General features: G+C 73.0%; 26 protein-coding genes. 8 read left to right on the top strand and 18 right to left on the bottom strand.

The genetic code is table 11. The features are described 5' to 3' along the window. The first annotated feature begins 5 nt into the window (after positions 1 to 5). Positions 6 to 896: a fructose bisphosphate aldolase gene (locus BUE30_RS13855; RefSeq protein WP_073332145.1), complete on the top strand. Its 891-nt coding sequence runs from the start codon at positions 6 to 8 to the stop codon at positions 894 to 896. Between the two features lie 48 nt (positions 897 to 944). Here BUE30_RS13855 and BUE30_RS13850 read toward each other — a convergent pair whose 3' ends face one another. Beyond that, positions 945 to 1,445 carry a hypothetical protein gene (locus BUE30_RS13850; RefSeq protein ID WP_073332143.1) on the bottom strand — a complete coding sequence of 167 codons (501 nt, stop codon included), beginning with the start codon at positions 1,443 to 1,445 and terminating at the stop codon, positions 945 to 947. Between the two features lie 130 nt (positions 1,446 to 1,575). On the opposite strand from BUE30_RS13850, the gene BUE30_RS13845 reads away from it, so the two are divergent. The 7 genes from BUE30_RS13845 (at position 1,576) to BUE30_RS13815 (ending at position 7,955) form a co-directional block, all read left to right on the top strand. Further along, the gene (locus tag BUE30_RS13845) at positions 1,576 to 2,175 is read left to right on the top strand and encodes a hypothetical protein (protein WP_073332141.1); all 600 of its coding nucleotides are present in this window, start codon (positions 1,576 to 1,578) and stop codon (positions 2,173 to 2,175) included. 129 nt (positions 2,176 to 2,304) lie between these two features. Further along, positions 2,305 to 2,604: an FtsB family cell division protein gene (locus BUE30_RS13840; RefSeq protein WP_073332139.1), complete on the top strand. Its 300-nt coding sequence runs from the start codon at positions 2,305 to 2,307 to the stop codon at positions 2,602 to 2,604. A gap of 501 nt (positions 2,605 to 3,105) precedes the next feature. After that, on the top strand, positions 3,106 to 4,128 hold the full coding sequence (gene pdhA / locus BUE30_RS13835; RefSeq protein ID WP_073332137.1) for a pyruvate dehydrogenase (acetyl-transferring) E1 component subunit alpha: 1,023 nt from the start codon (positions 3,106 to 3,108) through the stop codon (positions 4,126 to 4,128). Next, the gene (locus tag BUE30_RS13830; RefSeq protein ID WP_139300571.1) at positions 4,125 to 4,739 is read left to right on the top strand and encodes a hypothetical protein; all 615 of its coding nucleotides are present in this window, start codon (positions 4,125 to 4,127) and stop codon (positions 4,737 to 4,739) included. The genes pdhA and BUE30_RS13830 overlap by 4 nt, the downstream gene beginning before the upstream one ends. Positions 4,740 to 4,759: 20 nt before the next feature. Then, entirely contained in the window at positions 4,760 to 6,166 is a 1,407-nt protein-coding gene (locus BUE30_RS13825; protein WP_073332132.1) for a pyruvate dehydrogenase complex E1 component subunit beta, read from the top strand. After that, positions 6,166 to 6,420: a hypothetical protein gene (locus tag BUE30_RS13820; protein ID WP_073332129.1), complete on the top strand. Its 255-nt coding sequence runs from the start codon at positions 6,166 to 6,168 to the stop codon at positions 6,418 to 6,420. Before BUE30_RS13825 ends, BUE30_RS13820 begins: the two co-directional genes overlap by 1 nt. Positions 6,421 to 6,533: 113 nt before the next feature. Next, a complete protein-coding gene (locus tag BUE30_RS13815) occupies positions 6,534 to 7,955 on the top strand; it encodes a pyruvate dehydrogenase complex dihydrolipoamide acetyltransferase (RefSeq protein WP_073332126.1) in 1,422 nt (473 codons plus the stop codon). A 115-nt stretch (positions 7,956 to 8,070) separates the two neighbouring features. On the opposite strand, the gene cysE is transcribed toward BUE30_RS13815, so the two are convergent. From cysE to BUE30_RS13730, 17 genes are all read right to left on the bottom strand, one after another. Then, positions 8,071 to 8,886 carry a serine O-acetyltransferase gene (cysE, locus tag BUE30_RS13810; protein WP_073332124.1) on the bottom strand — a complete coding sequence of 272 codons (816 nt, stop codon included), beginning with the start codon at positions 8,884 to 8,886 and terminating at the stop codon, positions 8,071 to 8,073. A gap of 76 nt (positions 8,887 to 8,962) precedes the next feature. Further along, positions 8,963 to 9,322, bottom strand: a complete 360-nt coding sequence (locus tag BUE30_RS13805) for a DUF7742 family protein (RefSeq protein WP_073332121.1) — start codon at positions 9,320 to 9,322, stop codon at positions 8,963 to 8,965. After that, a complete protein-coding gene (locus tag BUE30_RS13800; protein ID WP_073332119.1) occupies positions 9,319 to 13,227 on the bottom strand; it encodes a baseplate multidomain protein megatron in 3,909 nt (1,302 codons plus the stop codon). The genes BUE30_RS13805 and BUE30_RS13800 overlap by 4 nt, the downstream gene beginning before the upstream one ends. A 4-nt stretch (positions 13,228 to 13,231) precedes the next feature. Next, positions 13,232 to 13,663, bottom strand: coding sequence for an NlpC/P60 family protein (locus BUE30_RS13795; protein ID WP_073332116.1), 432 nt, complete (start codon positions 13,661 to 13,663; stop codon positions 13,232 to 13,234). Further along, positions 13,660 to 14,508 carry a DUF2163 domain-containing protein gene (locus tag BUE30_RS13790; RefSeq protein WP_073332112.1) on the bottom strand — a complete coding sequence of 283 codons (849 nt, stop codon included), beginning with the start codon at positions 14,506 to 14,508 and terminating at the stop codon, positions 13,660 to 13,662. The genes BUE30_RS13795 and BUE30_RS13790 overlap by 4 nt, the downstream gene beginning before the upstream one ends. Beyond that, positions 14,505 to 15,137 carry a DUF2460 domain-containing protein gene (locus tag BUE30_RS13785; RefSeq protein WP_073332109.1) on the bottom strand — a complete coding sequence of 211 codons (633 nt, stop codon included), beginning with the start codon at positions 15,135 to 15,137 and terminating at the stop codon, positions 14,505 to 14,507. The genes BUE30_RS13790 and BUE30_RS13785 overlap by 4 nt, the downstream gene beginning before the upstream one ends. A 13-nt stretch (positions 15,138 to 15,150) precedes the next feature. Beyond that, positions 15,151 to 15,801 carry a phage tail tape measure protein gene (locus tag BUE30_RS13780; protein WP_073332107.1) on the bottom strand — a complete coding sequence of 217 codons (651 nt, stop codon included), beginning with the start codon at positions 15,799 to 15,801 and terminating at the stop codon, positions 15,151 to 15,153. After that, the gene (locus tag BUE30_RS13775; RefSeq protein WP_073332104.1) at positions 15,794 to 16,048 is read right to left on the bottom strand and encodes a rcc01693 family protein; all 255 of its coding nucleotides are present in this window, start codon (positions 16,046 to 16,048) and stop codon (positions 15,794 to 15,796) included. The genes BUE30_RS13780 and BUE30_RS13775 overlap by 8 nt, the downstream gene beginning before the upstream one ends. Further along, positions 16,045 to 16,362 (bottom strand): gene transfer agent family protein, encoded by a 318-nt coding sequence (locus BUE30_RS13770; RefSeq protein WP_073332101.1) that lies wholly within the window; start codon positions 16,360 to 16,362, stop codon positions 16,045 to 16,047. The genes BUE30_RS13775 and BUE30_RS13770 overlap by 4 nt, the downstream gene beginning before the upstream one ends. Then, positions 16,362 to 16,781, bottom strand: a complete 420-nt coding sequence (locus tag BUE30_RS13765) for a phage major tail protein, TP901-1 family (protein ID WP_073332099.1) — start codon at positions 16,779 to 16,781, stop codon at positions 16,362 to 16,364. Before BUE30_RS13765 ends, BUE30_RS13770 begins: the two co-directional genes overlap by 1 nt. 25 nt (positions 16,782 to 16,806) lie before the next feature. Next, positions 16,807 to 17,214: a DUF3168 domain-containing protein gene (locus tag BUE30_RS13760; RefSeq protein WP_073332096.1), complete on the bottom strand. Its 408-nt coding sequence runs from the start codon at positions 17,212 to 17,214 to the stop codon at positions 16,807 to 16,809. Then, positions 17,211 to 17,552, bottom strand: a complete 342-nt coding sequence (locus tag BUE30_RS13755) for a head-tail adaptor protein (RefSeq protein ID WP_073332961.1) — start codon at positions 17,550 to 17,552, stop codon at positions 17,211 to 17,213. The genes BUE30_RS13760 and BUE30_RS13755 overlap by 4 nt, the downstream gene beginning before the upstream one ends. Beyond that, complete coding sequence (locus BUE30_RS13750) at positions 17,549 to 18,145, bottom strand: head-tail connector protein (RefSeq protein WP_073332093.1); 597 nt, start codon at positions 18,143 to 18,145, stop codon at positions 17,549 to 17,551. Before BUE30_RS13750 ends, BUE30_RS13755 begins: the two co-directional genes overlap by 4 nt. 73 nt (positions 18,146 to 18,218) lie before the next feature. Further along, complete coding sequence (locus tag BUE30_RS13745) at positions 18,219 to 19,412, bottom strand: phage major capsid protein (protein WP_073332090.1); 1,194 nt, start codon at positions 19,410 to 19,412, stop codon at positions 18,219 to 18,221. Next, positions 19,409 to 19,975: an HK97 family phage prohead protease gene (locus tag BUE30_RS13740; RefSeq protein WP_073332087.1), complete on the bottom strand. Its 567-nt coding sequence runs from the start codon at positions 19,973 to 19,975 to the stop codon at positions 19,409 to 19,411. Before BUE30_RS13740 ends, BUE30_RS13745 begins: the two co-directional genes overlap by 4 nt. A 5-nt stretch (positions 19,976 to 19,980) precedes the next feature. Then, complete coding sequence (locus BUE30_RS13735; RefSeq protein WP_073332083.1) at positions 19,981 to 20,199, bottom strand: GTA head formation protein, RCAP_rcc01685 family; 219 nt, start codon at positions 20,197 to 20,199, stop codon at positions 19,981 to 19,983. Beyond that, on the bottom strand, positions 20,192 to 21,421 hold the full coding sequence (locus BUE30_RS13730) for a phage portal protein (RefSeq protein WP_073332081.1): 1,230 nt from the start codon (positions 21,419 to 21,421) through the stop codon (positions 20,192 to 20,194). The genes BUE30_RS13735 and BUE30_RS13730 overlap by 8 nt, the downstream gene beginning before the upstream one ends. Positions 21,422 to 21,423 lie beyond the last annotated feature (2 nt).

The raw sequence follows: 21,423 nt of genomic DNA, 5'->3' as shown, positions 1-21,423 counted from the left end.
CGAGAATGGCCGATGCCGCGATGACGAAGAAGATCCGGGAGGGGCGCGGCTTCATCGCCGCGCTCGACCAGTCCGGCGGATCGACGCCGAAGGCGCTGGCGCAGTACGGCGTGCAGGAAAGCGAGTATTCCGGCGAGACCGAGATGTTCGACCGGATCCACCAGATGCGGACCCGCATCGTCACCTCCCCCGCCTTCACCGGCGAGCGCATCATCGGCGCGATCCTGTTCGAGCAGACGATGGACCGCGAGTTCGAGGGCAAGGGCGCGGCGCGCTACCTGTGGGACGAGAAGGGAATCGTCCCCTTCCTGAAATGCGACAAGGGTCTGATGCCCGCGGTCGACGATTGCCAGCTGATGAAGGACATGGGCGATCTCGACGCGCTGCTCTCGCGCGCGGTCGAGAAGGGCGTCTTCGGCACCAAGATGCGGTCGGTCATCGGCGGGGCGAACCGCACGGGGATCGAGGCGAACGTCGCGCAGCAGTTCGAGATCGGGGCGCGGATCGCGGCGCACGGCCTCGTCCCGATCCTCGAGCCCGAGGTGACGATCACCATCGACGACAAGGCCGAGGCAGAGGAGATGCTGCGCGCCTCGATCCTGGAGCATCTGGATGCCTGGGAGGGCGAGCCGCTGATGCTGAAGCTCTCGCTTCCCAGCGTCGACGACTTCTACAAGCCGCTGATCGACCACCCCAAGGTCCTGCGCGTCGTCGCCCTGTCGGGCGGCTATTCGCGGGACGAGGCGAACGCCATCCTCGCGCGGCAGGACGGGATGATCGCCAGCTTCTCGCGCGGGCTGAGCGAGGGGCTCTCGGCGCAGCAATCTGAGGCCGAGTTCGACGCCACGCTCGATGCCGCGGTGCAGTCCATCCACGACGCCTCGGTCGCGCCCTGACGCCCCCGGGGGCCGGTCGCCCCTTCGCGCGATCCCGGGGGTCGGCGCCTAGCGCGCCGATCCCGCGCTGCCGACCGGCTCGACCGGAGTGTCGTAGGTCAGGCGGGCGGGGCTGCACTCCGCCTCCCGGCCCTCGCGGCACAGCCGGAACTCGGCCCCGCCGGTCACCCGGCCCCCGCCCTCCGCCCTCTGCAGGACGAGCGAGCCCAGCCCTTCCGCCTCCCATCGCTCGGCGGGGGCGGCGTGGCGTGTGAGGCTGCCCTGCGCCTCCGGCAGGGCGTTCATCGGCCCGCCGCCGAGCAGCATGAGGTCCAGCGTCCACCCGCCACCGACGGCCCGCAACTCGATCCCGTCGCCCAGCATCCGGGGCAGGCAGCCCGCGGCGCAGTCCACCCCGGTGGCGAGGTCGAGGGCGCGGCCGTCGAAGAACAGCCGCGCGGTTCCCGTACCGGCCGCGGCGGCGCTCGTATCGACCTCCGGCAGGGGTCCGGGCGGCGGCGCCGGGGCGCAGGCCGGCAGGAGCAGGAGGGAGAGGGCAAGCGGGCGCATGCCGAGAGACTGCGCCACGCGCGCGCCCCGATCAAGCCGGTGGTGGCGGTGTCCGCAGCCGGAACGATGGGCGGTTGCCGTCGGGGCATCCGCGCGCCATTCTCGCCGCGCCTGACCGCGGGGACCGATCATGAGGGCTGCCCTTCCCGTCCTGACCCTTCTCGCCGCCTGCGCGGCGGCGCCGGACCGCCCGGCGGACGCACCGCCGCCCCTCCTCCCGGGCGACGTCGTTCTGGGCGGCGGCCCGCCGGAGGGCGGCTGGCCCGCCATGGGCCGCGTCGAGGCCCGGCTGGACGGCAGGCCCCATGAATGGACGACCTTCGACTACTCGCTCGGGGCGTTCTCCGCCTCTGCCTGGATCGCGCGGCGAGACGAGGCGCCGCAGATGTCGCTGAGGGCGCTGCCGGACGGGAACCCGGAGGCCGAGGGCGGCTGGCTCTTCGCCCGGGGGACGTTGGCGGACCTGGCGCCGGGGCCGACGGACGACGCCCTTGTCGCGCTCACACTCGAGGACAGCGTCGTCGGCCCCCGCTGGCAGTCGCGCCCGGGAACCGCGACCCTCGTGCTCGAGACGCTGGAGCGGGAGGCCGGCGCCGTCTACGGGCGCGGCACCGGGTCTTTCGCGGCCACGCTCTGCCGTACGGACGGTGAGGCGGAGATCTTCGACCCCGGGGATTGCAGGCAGATCGAGGGCCGCTTCAACACCGAGTTGCAGTTCGACGGGACCTAGCGGCTTTTCCCCGTGGCGTCCCGCCCGCAGGCGGCAGGAAAGCGCGGCGGGGGGATTCCCAAGCCTGCGCCCCTGTGGCAGCGTGCCCGGCACAGCGGCCCGCCACGAGGCCGGACCATGAGGCGAGCCATGACACGCACCCCCCGCCCCGCCATCGGGTTCCTGACCTACATGATCTCGATGCTGCTGCTCGGGCTCTACTTCGTCTATGCCGCGGTGCAGGGCAATTACGGCGTGCTGCGCCGGGCCGAGCTGACGGCCGAGGCGCGCGCGCTGTCCGACCAGGCGACCGCGCTCGAGACCGAGGTCGCACGGATGGAGAACCTGACCCGGCGCCTGTCGGACCAGTATCTCGACCTCGACCTGCTGGACGAGCAGGCCCGCGACATGCTGGGCCTCGTCCGGGCGGACGAGGTGGTGATCCGCTAGGATCGTCCGGGCCCGGCGCCGCCTCGGGAACGCCCCGCGATCCGCGCCTAGCCCGGCGCGGCGCGCCTCGCGGCGAGCGGGACAGTCCCGACCGGGATGCCGCCCCCTGCCGCCCGCGAGGACCCGGGCCAAGGCAAGGAACGGCGGGCCAGCGTCGCGCCCTCCACGGCGAAGAGCACCCGCGCCGCCCCGCGGGTCGAGGCGGACATTCCGGCGGCAGGCGGAGGGATCCATCCCCGCGGCGTCACCGGGGCCACGGCGCCCTGCCCCCGGCCGCGTCGCCGAGAGGGTGCGGGGCGACCCCCCGCCATGCCTCGTCATCGCGAGGCCCCCGCCGAACGGCGCGATGGCCCTTGCAAGCCGCCGCGGCCCTCCTAGCATGTTCCGAACCGCCCGTCGCGGGTGGTATGCGTCGCGGGGATGGGCTAGAAGATAGTTCAACGCTAAACGATCTGCGATCTGCCCGGCGTGGCACCTGTTGGACGAGACGGAGGAGCACTCATGGCGACCAGGAAAGCGGCGGCGAAGCCGAACGTCTCGGCGGACGAGCTGAAGACCTACTACCGCGAGATGCTGCTGATCCGCCGCTTCGAGGAGAAGGCCGGACAGCTCTACGGGATGGGCCTGATCGGCGGCTTCTGCCACCTCTACATCGGGCAGGAGGCCGTCGTGGTCGGGCTCGAGGCCGCCGCCGACGAGGGCGACAAGCGCGTCACCTCCTACCGCGACCACGGCCACATGCTGGCCTGCGGCATGGACCCCAAGGGCGTGATGGCCGAGCTCACGGGCCGCGAGGGCGGCTATTCGAAGGGCAAGGGCGGCTCGATGCACATGTTCAGCCGCGAGAAGCATTTCTACGGCGGGCACGGCATCGTCGCGGCGCAGGTGCCGATCGGCGCCGGCCTCGCCTTCGCCGACAAGTATCTCGGCAACGACCGCGTCACCTTCACCTATTTCGGCGACGGCGCGGCCAACCAGGGCCAGGTCTACGAGACCTACAACATGGCCGAGCTCTGGGATCTGCCGGTCGTCTTCGTGATCGAGAACAACCAGTACGCGATGGGCACCTCGACCAAGCGGTCGACCAAGTCCCCCAGCTACTGGGAGCGCGGCGCCGCCTACGGGATCGAGGGCGAGGAGGTTGACGGGATGGACGTGCTCGCGGTGAAGGCCGCGGGCGAGAAGGCCGTCGCGCACTGCCGCGCCGGCAAGGGGCCCTACATCCTCGAGGTGAAGACCTACCGCTACCGCGGCCATTCCATGTCGGACCCGGCCAAGTACCGGACCCGCGAGGAGGTGCAGAAGATGCGGGACGAGCGCGATCCGATCGAAAGCGTGCGCCAGCTCCTGCTGACCGGCAACCACGCCAGCGAGGAGGATCTCAAGGCCATCGACAAGGAGATCAAGGACGTCATCAACGAGGCGGCCGAATTCTCCAAGGAGAGCCCCGAGCCCGGCCTCGACGAGCTCTGGACCGACATCTACGCCAAGGACATTCCCCAGGGCGAGGCGGTGGAGGCGTGAGCCACCCCTGCCCCCCGGCACGGCACGCCGCTTCCGGCGTGCGCTCCCCCGCGAGAGCGGGGGGCCGGACGACGCGGCCGGGCGGGCATCACGCGACCGGGCGGAGGACGGCCGGCGCCGCCCTGCTCTGCGGCGTCTCCGCCTTCCTCTGCGCGCCCGCCGCCGCGCAGGAGGCGGCGCAGCTCTTCTCCCGCGCCCTCGCCCATGAGGGGGCGGCCGGCCTGACCGCCGGGGCCTCGGTCGAGTCCTGCCTCGTCCGCCTGACCTACGAGGAGCCGCTCGGCCAGGGCCGGGTCGCCACCGAGGTGACGGTCGAGGCCGGCCTGCTGCAGACCGGGCTGGTCGAGACCGGGCCCGCCGGCGACACCGCGATCGGCGAGATCCCCCTGTCGGAGGGAAGCGCGACCGTGATCGCCCGCGCCACCGGCCTCGCCCCCGAGCAGGTCGCCATGTTCGAGCGGGAGAACGGCGCGACCTGCGACGCCACTTCCTGCGAGACGCGCGCCAGCCTTCCGGGCCTGGTCCTCATTTCCATCGGCGACGATGCCGTCGCCCGTCTCGACACCGCCGTAGAGGCCCTCGGCGAGATCGCCGAGTCCTGCCGCACGTAAGTCCCCAAGGAGCGACGAGGATGCCCACCGAGATCCTGATGCCCGCCCTCTCCCCCACCATGGAGGAGGGCACCCTCGCCAAATGGCTGAAGAAGGAGGGCGACACCGTGTCCTCCGGCGACATCATCGCCGAGATCGAGACCGACAAGGCCACGATGGAGTTCGAGGCCGTGGACGAGGGCACGCTCGGCCGGATCCTCGTCGAGGAAGGGACCGAGGGCGTGAAGGTCAACACGCCCATCGCCGTCCTGCTGGAAGAGGGCGAGAGCGCCGACGACATCGGCAAGGAGGAGGCGCAGCCCTCCGGCGGCTCCGAGGCGAAGACCGAGGTGAAGGAAAGCGACAAGACGGACAAGGCGCCGCCGGCCGACGCCCCCGTCGCCGCCTCCCCCGCCGCGGCGGCGCCCAAGCCCCCCCGCACCCCCGACTGGCCCGAGGGGACCGAGGTGAAGTCCACCACCGTCCGCGAGGCGCTGCGCGACGCGATGGCCGAGGAGATGCGCGGCGACGAGGGCGTTTTCGTCATGGGCGAGGAGGTGGCCGAGTACCAGGGCGCCTACAAGATCACGCAGGGCCTCCTCGACGAGTTCGGCGCCAAACGGGTGATCGACACGCCCATCACCGAGCACGGCTTCGCCGGGATCGGCGTCGGCGCGGCCTTCGGGGGCCTCAAGCCCATCGTCGAGTTCATGACCTTCAACTTCGCCATGCAGGCGATGGACCAGATCATCAACTCCGCGGCCAAGACGCTTTACATGTCGGGCGGACAGATGGGCTGCCCCATCGTGTTCCGCGGCCCGAACGGCGCCGCCGCCCGCGTGGCCGCCCAGCACAGCCAGGATTACGCCGCCTGGTACATGCAGGTGCCGGGGCTGAAGGTGGCGATGCCCTATACCGCCGCCGACGCCAAGGGCCTGCTCAAGAGCGCGATCCGCGACCCCAACCCGGTCATCTTCCTCGAGAACGAAATCCTCTACGGCCGGTCCTTCGACGTGCCGGTGATGGACGATTTCACCATCCCCTTCGGCAAGGCCAGGATCGCGCGCGAGGGGACGGACGTGACCATCGTCTCCTTCGGGATCGGCATGAGCTACGCCCTGCAGGCCGCCGAGACACTGGCCGAGGACGGGATCGACGCCGAGGTGATCGACCTGCGGACGCTCCGGCCCATGGATACCGACGCGATCATCGAGAGCGTCAAGAAGACCAACCGCTGCGTGACGGTCGAGGAAGGCTGGCCGCAGGGCAGCGTCGGCGACTACATCACCGGCGTCCTCATGCGCGAGGCGTTCGACTGGCTCGACGCGCCGGTGATCTCGCTCACCGGCAAGGACGTGCCCATGCCCTATGCCGCCAATCTCGAGAAACTCGCGCTGGTGACGGCCGACGAGGTCGTCGAGGCCGTCCGCAAGGTGACGTACAGGTAATGCCCGACACGCCCCCCATCGAATCCGCGGGCCGGGACTACGTCCTCACCCTCGGCAGCCCCGACCGCAGCTACCGCGTCACCGTGCCCGGCGATTTCCTCGACGACGAGACCGGCCCGGCCTCGACCGATGCCGAGCGCCGGTCCTGGATCGAGGCGAACCTGCCCGGCATCCTCTCGGCGCTGACGGCGCGCGAGACCGGTGGCATGGTGCGCGAGCCCTGGGGCCGCGTCGTCGTCGAGGAGCTGCCGTGATGGACAGGACGAGGCGCCCCGCGGACCGCATCGACCCGACCGACCAGGCCCGTGCGGCGGGGCGCTGCCCCGCCCGCCCGCGCATCGACCTCATCCCCGCGGAGGACTGATTCATGCCCACCGAGATCCTCATGCCCGCCCTCTCCCCCACGATGGAGGAAGGCACGCTGGCGAAATGGCTGGTCAAGGAGGGCGACACCGTCTCCTCCGGCGACCTGCTGGCCGAGATCGAGACCGACAAGGCCACGATGGAGTTCGAGGCCGTGGACGAGGGCATCGTCGGCAAGATCCTGATTGCCGAGGGCACCGAGGGCGTGAAGGTGAACACCCCCATCGCCGTCCTGCTCGAGGAGGGCGAGAGCGCGGACGACATCGACGCCTCCCCCTCGGGCGGCCGCAGCGAGGAGCGGGTGGAGGCCGAGGCCGACGCCGAGAAGGGCTACGGCGCCGGCCAGGCCCCCTCCCCCGGCAAGGCCGAGCCCGAGGGCGCCCCGCAGACCGCCCGCCCCGCGACCGCGGGGGGCGAGGGCGGCGCGTCCTCCTCCGCCTCCGAAGGCGGGTCCGAAGGCCGCATCTTCGCCTCTCCCCTCGCCCGGCGCATCGCGGCGGAGAAGGGCCTCGACCTGTCGCAGATCGAAGGGTCGGGCCCGCATGGCCGGATCGTGAAGGCCGACGTGGAGAATGCCCGGCCCGGCAGCAAGCCCGCCGAGGCCGCCTCCGACGCGCCGAAGGACAAGGCCGCGCCCGCCGCCGCCGGGGACGGAGCCAGGGATACCGGCGGCGCCAAGCCCCCGATGCCCGCCGGCCCCTCCACCGAGACGGTGCTCAGGATGTACGAGGGCCGCGAGTACGAGGAGGTGAAGCTCGACGGGATGCGCCGGACGATCGCCGCCCGCCTCACCGAGGCCAAGCAGACGATCCCGCATTTCTACCTGCGCCGCGACATCCGCCTCGACGCGCTGCTGAAATTCCGCAGCCAGCTGAACAAGCAGCTCGAATCCCGCGGCGTGAAGCTCTCCGTCAACGACTTCATCATCAAGGCCGGCGCGCTCGCGCTGCAATCGGTGCCGGACGCCAATGCCGTCTGGGCGGGGGACCGCGTGCTGAAGCTCAAGCCCTCCGACGTGGCCGTCGCCGTCGCGATCGAGGGCGGGCTCTTCACGCCGGTGCTGAAGGACGCGCATCTCAAGTCGCTCTCGGCCCTCTCGGCCGAGATGAAGGACCTGGCGAAGCGCGCCCGCGATCGCAAGCTCGCGCCCCACGAATACCAGGGCGGCAGCTTCGCGATCTCCAATCTCGGCATGTTCGGCATCGACAATTTCGACGCCGTCATCAACCCGCCCCATGGCGGCATCCTCGCCGTCGGCGCGGGGGTGAGGAAGCCCGTGGTGGGCGAGGATGGCGAGGTCACGACGGCGACGGTGATGAGCGTCACGCTCTCCGTCGATCACCGCGTCATCGACGGCGCGCTCGGCGCGCAGTTCCTGCAGGCCATCGTCGACAATCTGGAGAACCCGGTCGTGATGCTCGCCTGACCGGCGGACCCGGGCCCCGCGTCCCGCCTCTTATCTTGCCGGAAATACTCTCGGGGGGTCCGGGGGGCGGAACGCCCCCCGGCCTCCGGCGGCCGCAGGCCGGGGCCCCCCTTCCTCAGACCTCGGGCATGCCCTGGAGCAGCTGGTCCATGCTGACCGAGGGCTGGGCACAGCCCGCCTCGCCCACGACCCTGGCGGGCACGCCCGCGACCGTCTTGCAGGGCGCCACGTCGTGCAGCACGACCGAGCCCGCCGCGATCCGGCTGCAATGGCCGATGCGGATATTGCCCAGCACCTTGGCCCCGGCCCCGATCAGCACGCCGTCCTCGATCTTGGGATGGCGGTCCTCGGTCTCCTTGCCGGTCCCGCCCAGCGTCACCGAATGCAGCATCGAGACGTTGTCGCCGACCACCGCCGTCTCGCCGATGACGATGGAATGGGCATGGTCGATCATGATCCCCTTGCCGATCCGGGCATTGGGGTGGATGTCGATGCCGAAGCTCTCCGAGATCCGCATCTGAAGGAAATAGGCGAGGTCGCGGCGCCCCTCCATCCACAGCCAGTGGCCGAGGCGGTAGGCCTGGATCGCCTGGAAGCCCTTGAAGTAGAGCAGCGGCTGCAGGAAGCGGTGGCAGGCCGGGTCGCGCTCGTAGACGGCGACGAGGTCGGCGCGCGCCGCCTCCGCCAGGGCCGGCTCGGCTTCATGGGCCTCGTCCGCGATCTCGCGCAGGATCTGGGCGCTCATCTCCTCCGACGACAGCTTGGAGGCGATGCGATAGGCCAGGGCGCGCTCGAACGAGGCGTGGTGCAGGACGCTGTCATGGATCAGGCCGCCCATCTGCGGCTCGTCGAGGATGGCGCGTTCGGCCTCGCGGCGGATGCGGTCCCAGACGGGGTCGATCTCGGCGAGCTGGACGTGGGCATGGGCCATGGCGGGACCTGTCGGCAATCGGTGTCGGTGGCGTGTCGGGGTCGTGCCTACCGCAGATAGGGCCCGCGCGCCAATCTCAAAGGCCCTCGGCCCTCCCCGCCGCTCTCCCCCTCGCGGCCCCCGTCCCGCCGTCGGTCCGCCCGCCGCGCGCCGCCGCCCGCGCGCGCCGCGCCTCCAGCGCGGCGAGCAGCAGCGTCAGGGCCGCACTCGCCTCCGGCCCGATCCGCCGCACCGGGGGCGCGAGCGCCCGCGCCAGGCAGGCCGCTCCCAGCGTGCCGTCCCCCGCCCCCAGCCGCCGGCCGGTGCGCCGCCGGTAGCGGTCGGCGAGGTCGGCCTCCTCCAGCAGGCGCACGGCCAGGGCGGGGCGCGCCTCCGCCTCGGCCGCGAGCAGCGCGCGCAGCGCCAGCGACAGGTCGTCGAACCGGATGGCCCTCATCCGAAGGCCAGGATCCGCGCCGGCCCGGCCCCCCAGGTGGTGGAGAGCTGCGCCACCTCCACCCGCCAGCCCGTCGCGCCCGGGCCGGTCCCGTCCGCCGCACGCTCGGCGGCGGGATAGGTCCAGGTCGGGGACGACACCTCCACCTCGCGGAGGAAGATGCCGCCGGCGACGATCCCGACCCGGTAGCGCTCGACCTCCTCGCCGAGGGGCACCTCCGCGGCCGTCCAGTCGTCGCCGCCGATCCGGGTGCGCCGGATCCAGCGGAGGGCGAGGTCTCCGCCCGTCTCCTTCGCCGACAGGTGGCAGACCGCGTAGGGGCGAGAGCCGACGCCCCGGAAGGCCAGTTCGGCATGGCGCCAGGTGGGATCGCCCGGGGGCCGCGCCTCCGGCCCCCAGCGGTAATGCCGGGCGAGGCCCCGCGTCCCGGGGGCGAGCTGCACTTGCCGCACCCGGCCGTCCAGCAGCACGACGCGGCTGCCCGCCGGCCACTCCTGCGGCATCGTGCCGTCCGTCCCCGCCTGCCCGCGCAGCCGCATCCGCAGGTCCCACAGGTCCGGCCCCACCGCCTCGGCCTCGGCGAATTGCAGCACCTCCCAGGGTTCCGGCCCGCCCGTGCCGATGGCGAGCGCGTTGCGCCCGGCCAGGACCTGTGCCTCGCTCGCGCTCGAGAAGGCGCCGCGCAGCAGCCGCACCCGCAGCGCCGGGCCCCGGTCCCACAGGCCCGGCGCCGCGGCGCGGAGCGTCGTCTCGGTCACGCCGATCGTGGCGGGACGGACGGAGCGGGCCAGTGGCACGTATCCGGCATCCTCCGGAGCCGAGAGCAGGGCGACCGGGCCCGGCCAGGGCCGGGACGACAGCGCCAGATGCGGCGCGTGGGGCGTCTCCCCACCCGTCAGGAGAGGCAGGTCGAGGAACAGCGCGGTCACCGGCACCGGCGGGGCGAAGGGCGCGGGCGCCCCCTCCTCGTCGCCGGTCTCGTGCGGGACGTAGAGGCCGGGCTCGATCCGCGTCGCCTCCAGCGATTGCAGCTCGGTCGCCTCCAGCCGGTCGACGCGCCACAAGGCGGGCTCCCCCTCGATCCGGAGGACGTCGCCCGGACCGATGCCCAGTCGCGACGGCGGCAGGGAGAGGGCGAGCCCGTCCCGCGCGAGGCGCGACTCGGCCAGCCACCGTTCGGCGATCCGCCGCCCCTCGGCCCGCGTCAGCGCCAGCGGCAGGTCGGTGCGGGCGACGCCCTCTGCCGCGTCGCCGGGAAAGCGCGCCTCGCTGGCCGCCGCCTCGTAGGCGCCCTCGGACGCGACATGGGTGATCCGCACCCGGCCCGCCAGCTCGGCCTCGGCCGCGCGGGTCAGGCGCCGCAGGCCGTCGGTCTCGTCCTCGACGGCCAATCGCTGCGGATCGACCGGGACGGGGCGCAGCCCGTCCCGGGTGAGAAACGATAGCGTGCCGTCCCGCTCCACCGCGTCGAAGCCATGCGCCAGCATCAGCGGCTGCAGCGCGGCGCGCGCGGTCGTCACCTCGTCCAGCGCGTAGCCCCGGACATGCCCCCGGAGGCGCGAGGTGTCGATCCGGGTCAGCCCGGCCCCGCGGCAGATCTCCTCGACCACGGAGGCGAGCGGGCGGCCGGCCGTCCGTCCGGTCAGCCAGTGGCCGCGCGCATAGTTTCCGCCGTCGGACCACAGGTCGCTCCGCGCCGGAAAGGCCGGCCAGGGCCGCGCGTCCCAGGCCCAGGCATGGGCCCTCTTCATGTCGACCATCCGGCCGCCATAGACGTCCGAGACCGGGTTGGCCGCCTCCCCTGCGAAATGCCGGTGGACGGCGCGGTAGTACTGGATCTGGATCAGCTCGTCCCGGATCCCGCGCGAGAAGTAGGGCAGGCGGGATTCGCTGCTCTTGGGATCGAGGAACTTGTTCGGCTGGTTCGTGCCCCGGTCGATCGCCGCGCAGCCGAACTCGGTGAAGCGGATCGGCTTGGAGCGCGGCTCCCACGCCGTGGGGACCGTCTGCCGCCGCCCGCCGATGCGCGGGTGATGCGGGTTCGACCACCAGCCCTTCAGGTCCTTGACGCGCCAGACCCACGGCTCCCCGTCGCCATCGGTGATCGGGGTGCGGATCTGCGCGTCCCGCGCCTCTTGCGAATGGTAGAACCAGTCGTACAGCTCGCCGCCCGCGACGTTGCCGGCCAGGTAGGACAGGTCGTGGACGGACCGCGCGACGGCGGCGTCGAGGTGATCGTCCCCGTCGCGCCAGTCGGAGAGCGGCATGTAGTTGTCGATGCCGACGAAATCGATCGCCGGATCGGCCCAGAGCGGGTCCAGGTGGAACAGCTTGTCGCCCGTGCCGGGCGGCTGGTAGCCATGATATTCCGACCAGTCGGCGGCGTAGCTCAGCGCCGTGCCGGGGCCGAGGATCGCGCGGACCTCCCCGGCGAGGCGGCGCAGCGCCTCCACCGCCGGAAAGGTGCCGCCCTCGCCCCTGATCTGCGTCAGGGCCACCATCTCGGACCCGATGCAGAACGCGTCGACCCCGCCGGCGGCGGCGCAGAGATGCGCGTAATGCAGGATCATCCGGCGGAAGGACCATTCGGGCGGGCCGTCATAGGCGACGCTCTCCCCGGTCATCGTGAAGTCCCCCGGCGCGGCGGCGCCGAAGAAGGCGGCGACCTCCGCCTCGGCCTGCAGGGTACCGTCGGGGCTGCCCTCGACCCCGGGCGCGCGGTCGGTGGTGATCCGGCCCCGCCAGGGCAGCGCGGGCTGGCCGGGTAGGCCCGTCCAGGGATCGGGCAGCCCGTTGCCCGCCAGGTGCTCCATCAGGATGAAGGGATAGAACATCACCTCCAGCCCCCGGCCGCGCATCTCGCGGATCGCCTGCACGACGGCGGCGTCGGCGGGCGTGCCGCCATAGACCGGGCTGCCGCCGACGCGTGGCACCAGCCCGGCCGCGGCGCGCCCCAGGCCGGAGACGGACCAGGGCATCGAGCCGTCGGTCTCGCGCTGCTCGACCTTCGGCCTGAGGCGGCACCGACCGGCGCGCAGATCGTCGCCGAACCAGCTGACGACGAGGCTGACCGAGCGGGCGTTCGGCAGTTCGCCCTCCAGCGCGTCGAGCGAGGTGGGCAGGTCCGCCTTGCCGGACGGTGTGGCGACGTTGGCGACCCTCGTCTCGCCGAACTCCCGGCCGAGATAGACCGGCTCGGTGGCGAGCGAATATTCCCCGGTGCCGGGGATCATCGCGACCCCCCGGATAAGGTGCGCCATGTCCTCCGCCCGGGCCGGATCGTCGATGGTCGCGGGGCGGAACACCTCGAAGGAGAGCTGCGGCACCCGGTTGCCGAACGGGGCGAGGTCCAGCTCCTCCATCACCACATAGGCGGTGCCGCGATAGGCGGGGGCGTCCGGCCCCGCCTCGGCCGCGATGGCCGGGTCGGGAAGCTGGTCCTCCGACCCCCGGTAGAGGCGCAGGTTCAACCGGTCCTTCGCGATCTCGGCCCCGTCGGCCCAGACCCGGCCGAGATGCGTGATCTCGCCCTCGCAGAGCGCGATTGCGAGGCTGATCGTGTAGCCGTATTCGGTCATGCGCGGGCGGGGGGCCATGCCCTTGCCGCCGCCGGTCGTGGTGCTGCCCTCGCGCAGGGGGCCGGCCCAGATGACCTGTCCCGGCACCCGCATCCGCCCCCAGACCCGGCCGACCGGGGCCCCCTCGGACGCGCCGGTCAGGCGGAGGCGGTCGATCCGCCCCGTCTCCACCGGCTCGGCCCCCTGCCCCAGCAGGCGCTGGTCGATCGCCCGGCCGAGCGCGGCGCCGGCCGCCCGCCCGATCACGGCGGTGGAGAGGCCGAGGACGGACCCGCCGAGCGCGCCGCCCAGCGCCATGCCGGCGGCGGAGAGGACGATGGTGGCCATGGGACTACTCCGGGATGCGGGGAACGGGACGGGGAAAGGCGAAGCGCGCCACGATCCGGCGCGCCCAGGGGGCCGAGAGCGGGCTCTCGACCACGCCGTGCCTCTCGTAGGCGTGGATGAACCTGTCCGGGGCGGAGAGCAGGCCGAGATGTTTCGCCACGGCGCCCGCGCGCATGCGGAACAGCAGCACGTCGCCGGGCGCGGCGTCGGCGACGGGGACGAGATGCCGCGCCGCGGCAGCCCAGAGCCGCTCCTCCCCCTGCGGCTCGGACCAGTCGGTCGTGTAGGGCGGCGGGAAGGCCGGCTCCGTGCCGTGAATCTCGCGCCAGAGACCGCGGATCAGGCCGAGGCAGTCGCAGCCCGTGCCACGGAGGCTGCCCTGGTGCAGGTAGGGCGTGCCGATCCAGCCCCGGGCCAGGGCGACGATCTCGCTCACGCCTCCGCCTCCGGCCCCGGGTTCAGCAGCCAGTCCTCGCCCGGGATGTGCGGGAAGCCGCGGAAATTGACGACGTTGTCGAAGCTGTCGCGGCAGGTGGCGAGCCGCTTGTCGCAGCCGGGCGTCAGCGTGACCGTCTGGCCCGGGACCAGACCGGCCCGGATCGGCGCCCAGAGTGCGAGCCGCCGGCTGCCATCGGGAAGGAGCCGGTCGGTCCTGACCACGCCGGTCAGCCCCGCGCCCGGTCCGTCCTCCACCCGAAGCAGACCGCGCTCGAACCACCGGTCGGAATATTCGTCGAAGATCGGAAAGATGAAATCGACGCTGCCCTCGACCGACCCGATGGCACGGGTTTCGGCGTATTCGGTCAAGTCGACCCGGCAGGCGCCGTCCCCCAGAACCGCCTGGCACTGGGGCTGGTAGGCCCGGCCGTGCGCCACGTTCAGCGGCTCCGCCAGGCCCCGCAGCTCGGCGGCGAAGGCGTCGCCGTGGCGGGTGATCTGGCCGATGGTCCCGGCGAAGCGGAGCATCCGCTGGGACGGGTCGGCCCAGTTCACCAGCCAGGCCTCGACCCCGGCCCCGTCGTAGCGGCCCTGCTCGATATGCTCGGCCTCGATCCCGTCCGAATCGAGCACGCCCAGCGCCTCTGTATTGTCGACCGCGAGGCCCGTTCCCTGCTGGATCGCCCGCGCGGCAAGGCCGCTGCCCGGGGCGAAGTCGGTCCCGTCGAAGGAGAGCGGCCCGTCGTGGTCGGTGAAGCCGCGGCGCAGGCCGTCGCGCCGCGTCACCCGCCAGCAGCGGCAGACGGTGGTCGATCCGGTGGCGAGATGGTCGAGAAAGGTCACAGCCGCACCTCCACGATCGGGACGGACGGCACGTCGCCCGCGCGGAACGACGCGACCGAGACCGCGATCCGGTCGGTGTCGAACCGCACCGGCACGTCGAACTCGAACCCCGCGGTGATGGTCGCGCCCTGCGCCGGCACCTCGAGGAAGGTCACGCGGCCGGTATCCACGTCGAGCGTCCAGTCCACCGCCTCCTGCAGCTGGTCGCCCTCGACCGCGACGACCACGGTCCCGGCGACCGGCTTCAGGATCGGGCGGACATGCTCGATCCCGCCCGAGCCGTAGCGCTTGACCAGCTGCCAGGTCGCGGTGACCTCGTCGCCGGTGCCGATCACCTGGTCGAAGGGCGTCACCCTGGCGGTGGGCCGGGCCGAGGAATGGTCCGCCCAGTCCTTCCACCGGAAACCGTGCAGCTGACCGGCCCGCGCCTCGAAGAAGGCGATCAGCGTCTCGACATCGTCGAGGCTGCGCAGGCCGAGCCCGGCATCGTAGCGCCGCCGCGACTGCGCCCAGGGCGAGTTGCGCTCCTCGTAGCCGTTGGCGAGGGTCACGATCTCCGTCCGCCGCTCCGGCCCGCCGACCGAGCCGAAGCTGAGATTGGCGGGAAAGCGGATGTCGTGAAAGGCCATGTCGCGCCCCCTCTCAGCGGTTGCGCGCGCCATGCGCCATCAGCCGGCCCATCCGGGCGGCGATCTGGCTCTGGCTGCGCTGGAAGCCCGCGACGTCGGGCGTGGCGATGTTCATGGTGACGTGGACCGACCGTCCGGCCGCGGCCTGCACGCCGAGCCGCCCGTCCGGTCCCCGCGCCAGCGGCATGATCGCCTCGGGCCCCGCCTCGCCCATCAGGCCGGTCCCGCCCCGCATCGGAAAGGCGACCGGCCCCGACAGAACCCCGCCCCGGGCGAAGGGCATGACGCGCCCCTGGCTGAAGGGCGCGCCGTCCGCATGGGGCATGAGGCCCGCCACGACATTGTTCAGCCCGGCCGCCATGATCCCGCCGACATGGGTCGTCACCGGCCGCAGCGCGGCGGAATAGACGGTGTCGGCCATCGACGCGGCGAGGCCCCGCAGCGCGTCCGACAGCGAGCGTCCGTCCAGGATCACCCCGTCGAAGGCGCGCCGCAGCCCGCTGGAGAACCCGCGATCCAGCTCTCCCAGGTCGCGGATCGTCGCGCCCAGCGTGGACCGCATCGAGACCAGCTCGGACGCGAAGACGCGCGTGACCGTGCCCGCGTCGCCCATCGCATCGTCGAGCCGCGCCAGCGCGTCTCCGTACTCCTCGGGATCAGCCATCCTGCCCTCCTCTCGTTCCGTCGGGGAATCGCCGCATCAGTTCGTCCAGCCGGTCCCGCGCCATCGGGCGGGCGGCGGCGCCGAGGCCGAGCATCAGCGACAGCTCGGCCGGGGTCAGGGCCCAGAACTGCGCCGGCGTCAGGCGCAGATGGGTCAGGCCCGCGCGCAGCATCCCGGCCCAGTCGAGGCCGGGGCCCGCCGGGCGGGCGCCAGGGGGGGCCGCCCCGGTCGCCGGGTCCCCGCTCATTCCGGCACCGCGAAGGCGCGGGCGATCAGCGCCGCGGCCGCCCGCGCCGCGCCGACCGGACCGCCGGCCGGATCCCCGGCGACGAGATCGGCGCGGGTGCCCCGCCAGCCGCCGCCGCGCAGCCCCGCTTCCAGCACAGCGATCACGTCGGCGGCGCGAAAGCGCCCGGTCTCGAACCGCTCGACCAGCGCGACGAGGCTGTCCTCGCCCAGCTCGGCCTCGAGCTCGGCCAGCGTGCCGAGCGTCAGCTTGCAGACATGCGACCGCCCGCCCAGCGACAGCGCCACCTCGCCGGCTTGGGGATTGGCCCCCATCAGGCCGCGTCCGCGACGAAGGTCAGCGCCCCGGCCGAGGCGAGCGACATCTCGTAGGTCGCCTCGCCGTCATGGCTGCCGGCATAGTCGATCGCGGTGATCTGGAACGGCCCCTCGACCACCCCGAAGGACGGGATCACGACCTGGAAGGCGGGCGTCTCGCCGTCGAAGAAGATCTGCCGCGCCCGCTCGTCCGTGGTCGCATCCCGGAACACGCCCGAGCCCGAGATCGCGGCCGAGCGCACGCCGGCCCCGCCGAGAAGCTCGCGCCAGCCGCCCTGGCTCTCGAGCGAGGTCACGTCGACGGTCTCGGCGTTGAACGAGACCCGCGTGGCGCGCAGCCCCGCCACGGTCTCGAACAGGCCGTCGCCCGTCATGTCGATCTTGATCAGCAGATCCTTGCCGTTCTGGGCCGCCATGGCGTCCTCCTCTGGTGAAACGGGGCTACGCTTCGATCAGCGCGCGAAAGGTGAGGTCGATGCGGCGACCGGCGCCGCCGCCCGTGCGCCGCGCGGTGGCGCGGCGGAACCGCAGACCGACGAGCCGGCCCGCGGCCAGATCGAGGGGGGCGCCCGACAGCGCCTCCGACACGGCGGCCGCCGCCTGCTTCGCCGCGGCGAAGCCCTCGCTCCCTGACAGGACCGAGACGGTCACGTCGTGCCGGCCGCCCGCATGGGTCGCGTCCGAGAGATCGGCCACCCGCTCCTCCCCGATCAGGACATGCAGCGCCGGCAGGGGCCCGGAGGGAGGCGCGTCGAAGATCGCCGCGCCGACCAGCTGGGTCAGGGCGGCATCGCCCGCGAGCCGCTGGTAGAGCGCCGCCTGCAGGTCCAGGGCACCGGCATAGCTCATGACGAGACCTCCTCGCGCGCTTCGCAGACCAGCAGGCGGCCGCGCGGATCCTCCTCGCGCACGGCCAGGATGGTGAAGATGCGGGCGCCCTCGCGCAGGCGCTGCTCGGGCCGGGGCCGCATGGCGGACCCCCAGGGCGCGGCGCGCACGGTGATCCGCAGCGTCACCACCGAGAGCGGCCCGCCCCCGCCGCCGGTCTCGCGGCCCGCGCGCGCATCGATCGCGCCCCAGAGCGTGCCGAGCGCCCGCCACCCGCCCGCATGACCGCCGGCGCCGTCGGCGCCCCGCAGGGGCGCCTCGAGCACGAGCCGCCGGTTCGGCCGGAACGCGCCGCTCATGCCGTGCGCCCCCACAGGCGCAGGACGCGGTAGCGCTCGATCAGGGCCGCGACGCCGAAGGGCATGCAGCCGGAGACCAGGCCCGTATCCTCGCGGTACTCGTAGTAATGCGCCGCCAGCAGCAGCACCGCCTGCGCGAGATCGGCGGGGATGTCGGACCAGTCGGGCCCGAACCCGGCCAGCACCTCGATCCGCACCGCGCCGCCCGGGGGGATCGCGGGAAGCGGGCCGCCCCGCCCCTCGATCACCGGTTCATGTGCATCGGGCAGCAGGCGCCACCTGGCCCCGGGGACGACCGTCTCGGCGCCCGTCGCATCCTCGACGATCAGCGCGCCCACGGCGGCGACCGGCGCCAGCGGCAGGGCGACGCGATCCCCGGCGCGCCAGGCCGTCACCCGCAACTCGTATTCCCGCTCGAGCAGGACCTTGCCGGTCCGTCCCTCGATGGCGGCCATCGCCGCGCGCAGGAAGCCGGCCAGCAGCCCGTCCTGCAGCCCGTCCTCGGCGAAGCCGCTGCCGAGGCGCAGGTGCTCGCGGAAGGCGGCGACGGGCAGGCTCGCCTCCGGTATGGATGTCGTCTCGGTCAGGTTCATCAGCCTCTCCGCCCTTGCGGCCCGGTCCCCGGGGGTCGGGACCGGCGCCGATGCGCCGGCCCCGCCGGTCCCGTCAGCTCGCGGCGAAGCGCAGCAGCTTGATCGCGGCGTAGTCGCTGACGCCCCCGCCCACGCGCTTGGTCGCGTAGAACAGCACGTTCGGCTTGGCCGAGAAGGGGTCGCGCAGGACCCGCAGGTCCGGCCGTTCGGCGATCGTGTAGCCCTTGCGGAAATTGCCGAAGGCGATGGCGTCGGCCCCGGCGGAGATGTCGGGCATGTCCTCGGCGATGAGCACCGGGTAGCCCAGCAGGCGCGCAGGCTCGCCCGCGGCGAGGCCGTCGGACCAGAGGAACCGCCCGTCCCCGTCCTTGAGCTTGCGGACCGTCCCGGCGGTGCGCGAGTTCATCACGAAGCTGGCGCCCGCGCGATAGGCCGCGCCCAAGGTGTAGACGAGGTCGATCAGCGCATCGGCCGGGGCGGTCTCGTCGAACTCGCCGGCGGCGCCGGTGGCGACGTAGCCGAGATTGCCCCAGCTCCACGACGCCTGCGCCACGGCCGGCACGGCGAGGAAGCCGGTCGGCTTGTCCACGCCGTCGCCCGCGACGAAGGCCGCGGCCTCGGAGCGCGCGAACGTGTCGGCGATGCGCTCGGCCAGCCAGCTTTCGAGGTCGAAGGCGCTGTCGTCCAGCAGGCGCTGGCTGACGCGCGGCAGGGCGGACAGCTCGTGCAGGCGGATGGTGATCCGGTCGAGCTGGGGCGTGCCGGTCTCGGCCACCGCGCCGGTTTCGGTCGCCCAGCCCGCGCCGCTCTCGGCATGGTCGACGAGCACGTCGTAGGAGGTGCTCTCGGTCTGCACGACATTGGCGATGGCCCGGATCGAGGCAGTCGCGTTCAGCACCGCCTGGATCGAGGCCGAGGTCTCGGGATCGACGAGGTAGCCGCCATCGGCCGCCACGGCGGTCGACATCGCCTTGCCCTCGAGCTCCAGCCCGCGCAGCGCGTCGTCGTCGCCCGAGCGGAGATAGCCGCCGAACGCCTTCTGGTGCGGGGCGGCGCCGGTGGTATCGCCCCCGGCGAGGGCGGGGCGCGACAGGCGCAGCGTCTTGCGGTCGATCTGGGTCATGCGGGTGTCCTGCTGTTGAAGTGTCGTCCTCACCTCGGCGGCGAAATTCCTGAACTCGCCGAGGAAGTCGGTGACGGACCGGGTGAGGTCCTCGGCCGGGGAGAGGCTCTCCCCCTGGCCGGTCGCGGCCTGCTTGGTGGTCATTCGCTCTCTCCTTTCGACAGAAGGGCCGGTCCGGCGATCAGTCGCCGGGCGGCGTCGAACTGGCGCGCGAGGCGCGTCATCTCGGCGGGGGACGGGGCGGCCTTGGCGCTGAGCCGCGCCTCGGCCTGCATCGGGAAGGTCACGAGCGACACTTCCCAGAGCTCGATCTCGGTCAGCCGGCGCGTGCCGTCCGGCCCCCGCGCCGCCTTCAGCGCGCGGTATCCGATGGACAGCCCGTCCAGCGCGCCGGCGGCGATCAGGGCCCGGGCCTCGCGCGCCCGGGCCACGTCGGGCAGCAGCCGCCCCTCGACCCACAGGCCGCGTCCGTCCTCGCGCACCACGTCCCAGATCCCGACCGGCTGCGCGGGATCGTGCTGCCAGAGCATGCGGACCCGGCCGCCACGCTCGCGCAGCCGCGCCAGCGAGCGGGCATAGGCCCCGGGCTCCACGCTGTCGCCGCCCTGGTCGCGCAGGCCGAAGAGCGAGGCGTAGCCGGCGATCCGGTCGTCCGGCTCCAGCGCCAGCGCGGCCGGCAAGGTCTTGGTCTCCAGTTCCACGGGCATTCCCCTCACGTTCCGGCGGACAACAGCGGCAGGACGGCATCGCCGAGGATCACCCCGACGACGGCGAAGACGGTCAGCCACAGGCGCTTCTCCAGCCGCTCCATCGCGGCCTCGAGACGCAGCATCGCGGCGGCGACCTGCTCGAACTGCAGCTCGGTCAGCCGGCGATGCGCCTCGAGGTTCAGCCCCGGCGCGCAGAGAAAGCGTTCCTCGGGCTCAGCCATCGGCCGCGTCCTCGTCTCGTGCCCCGGATCCGGCCCCGGCGGCCGAGTTGGCGGGCAGGCCCAGCAGCCGCCGCTTCTCCGCCTCCGACAGGAAGCCGGCCGCCCCGACCCGGGCCCAGAGCGCGTCGCGTTCGGGCGCGAGCGCCGCGATCTGGTCGAGATCGGGGCGCAGCTCGAACCGCTCGCCCGAATGGTCGGACAGGAAATCGGCGATGGCGGCGGCGACCCGCGTCACCAGCGGCAAGACGGTCAGCCGGTAGAAGGCGCGGTTCGCCTCCTGGTAATTGGCGTAGGTCGCGTCCCCCGGGATCCCCAGCATCATCGGCGGCACGCCGAAGGCGGTCGCGATCTCGCGCGCGGCGGCCTCCTTCGTCTTCTGGAACTCCATGTCGGAGGGGGAGAAGCCCATCGGCTTCCAGTCGAGCCCCCCCTCCAGCAGCATCGGCCGGCCCGCGTTGCGGGCGCCCTGATGCATCGTCTCCATCTCGGCGACGAGCCGGTCGTACTGGTCGGCGGTCATCCCCGCCGCGCCGTCCGGCCCGGAATAGACGATCGCGCCCGAAGGCCGCGCGGCATTGTCGAGCAGCGCCTTCGACCAGGCCGAGGCGGCGTTGTGGACATCGACCGCGCCCGCCGCGGCCTGCAGGGGCGAGAGCCCGTAGTGGTCGTCCTGGGGGTGAAAGCTGCGGATGTGGCAGACCGGGCTCGCCGCGTCGGCGGTCACGGCAAAGCGGTGGCGGCGCCCCCCGGCCGCGTAGTCGTAGCCGATGGGCCAGCCATCCGCGCCCGGCACGACGCTCATCCGGTCGGAGCGCAGGACATGCAGCTCCTGCGGCAGACCGCCCGTACCGACCGCCTCCACGTAGCCGTTCCCTGTCAGCAGGATCTGCCCGTAGAGCGCCTCGAACAGCTCCGCCCGGCCCTGGGCCTGGTTCGGCCGCTCGATCAGGGCGAGCGCGGGATGCGCGGCGTAGCGCCGCGCCGCGTCCTGCAGGACGAGCGGGATCGCGGCCGCCGCCTCGGCCACGATCTTCACCGCGCGGAACCCGACCGGGTTGCCGAGGAAACCCGCCCGGGTGAGCGAGCCGGTGTCGCGCGGGCTCCACGCCACGCGGCCGGCAGGGCCCAGCGCCATCGCCCGCCGCGCGGCCGAGGCCTTGGTCTCGGGCACCGCCCCCGGTCCAGGTGCGTCGGCATTGCCCCGCTTTAGAAAGTCGAACATGC

It is taken from the genome of Wenxinia saemankumensis, assembly GCF_900141735.1.
Classification (GTDB): domain Bacteria; phylum Pseudomonadota; class Alphaproteobacteria; order Rhodobacterales; family Rhodobacteraceae; genus Wenxinia; species Wenxinia saemankumensis.
Note: the sequence above shows the minus strand (reverse complement) of the source record. Positions and strands in the feature narration are given on the sequence as shown.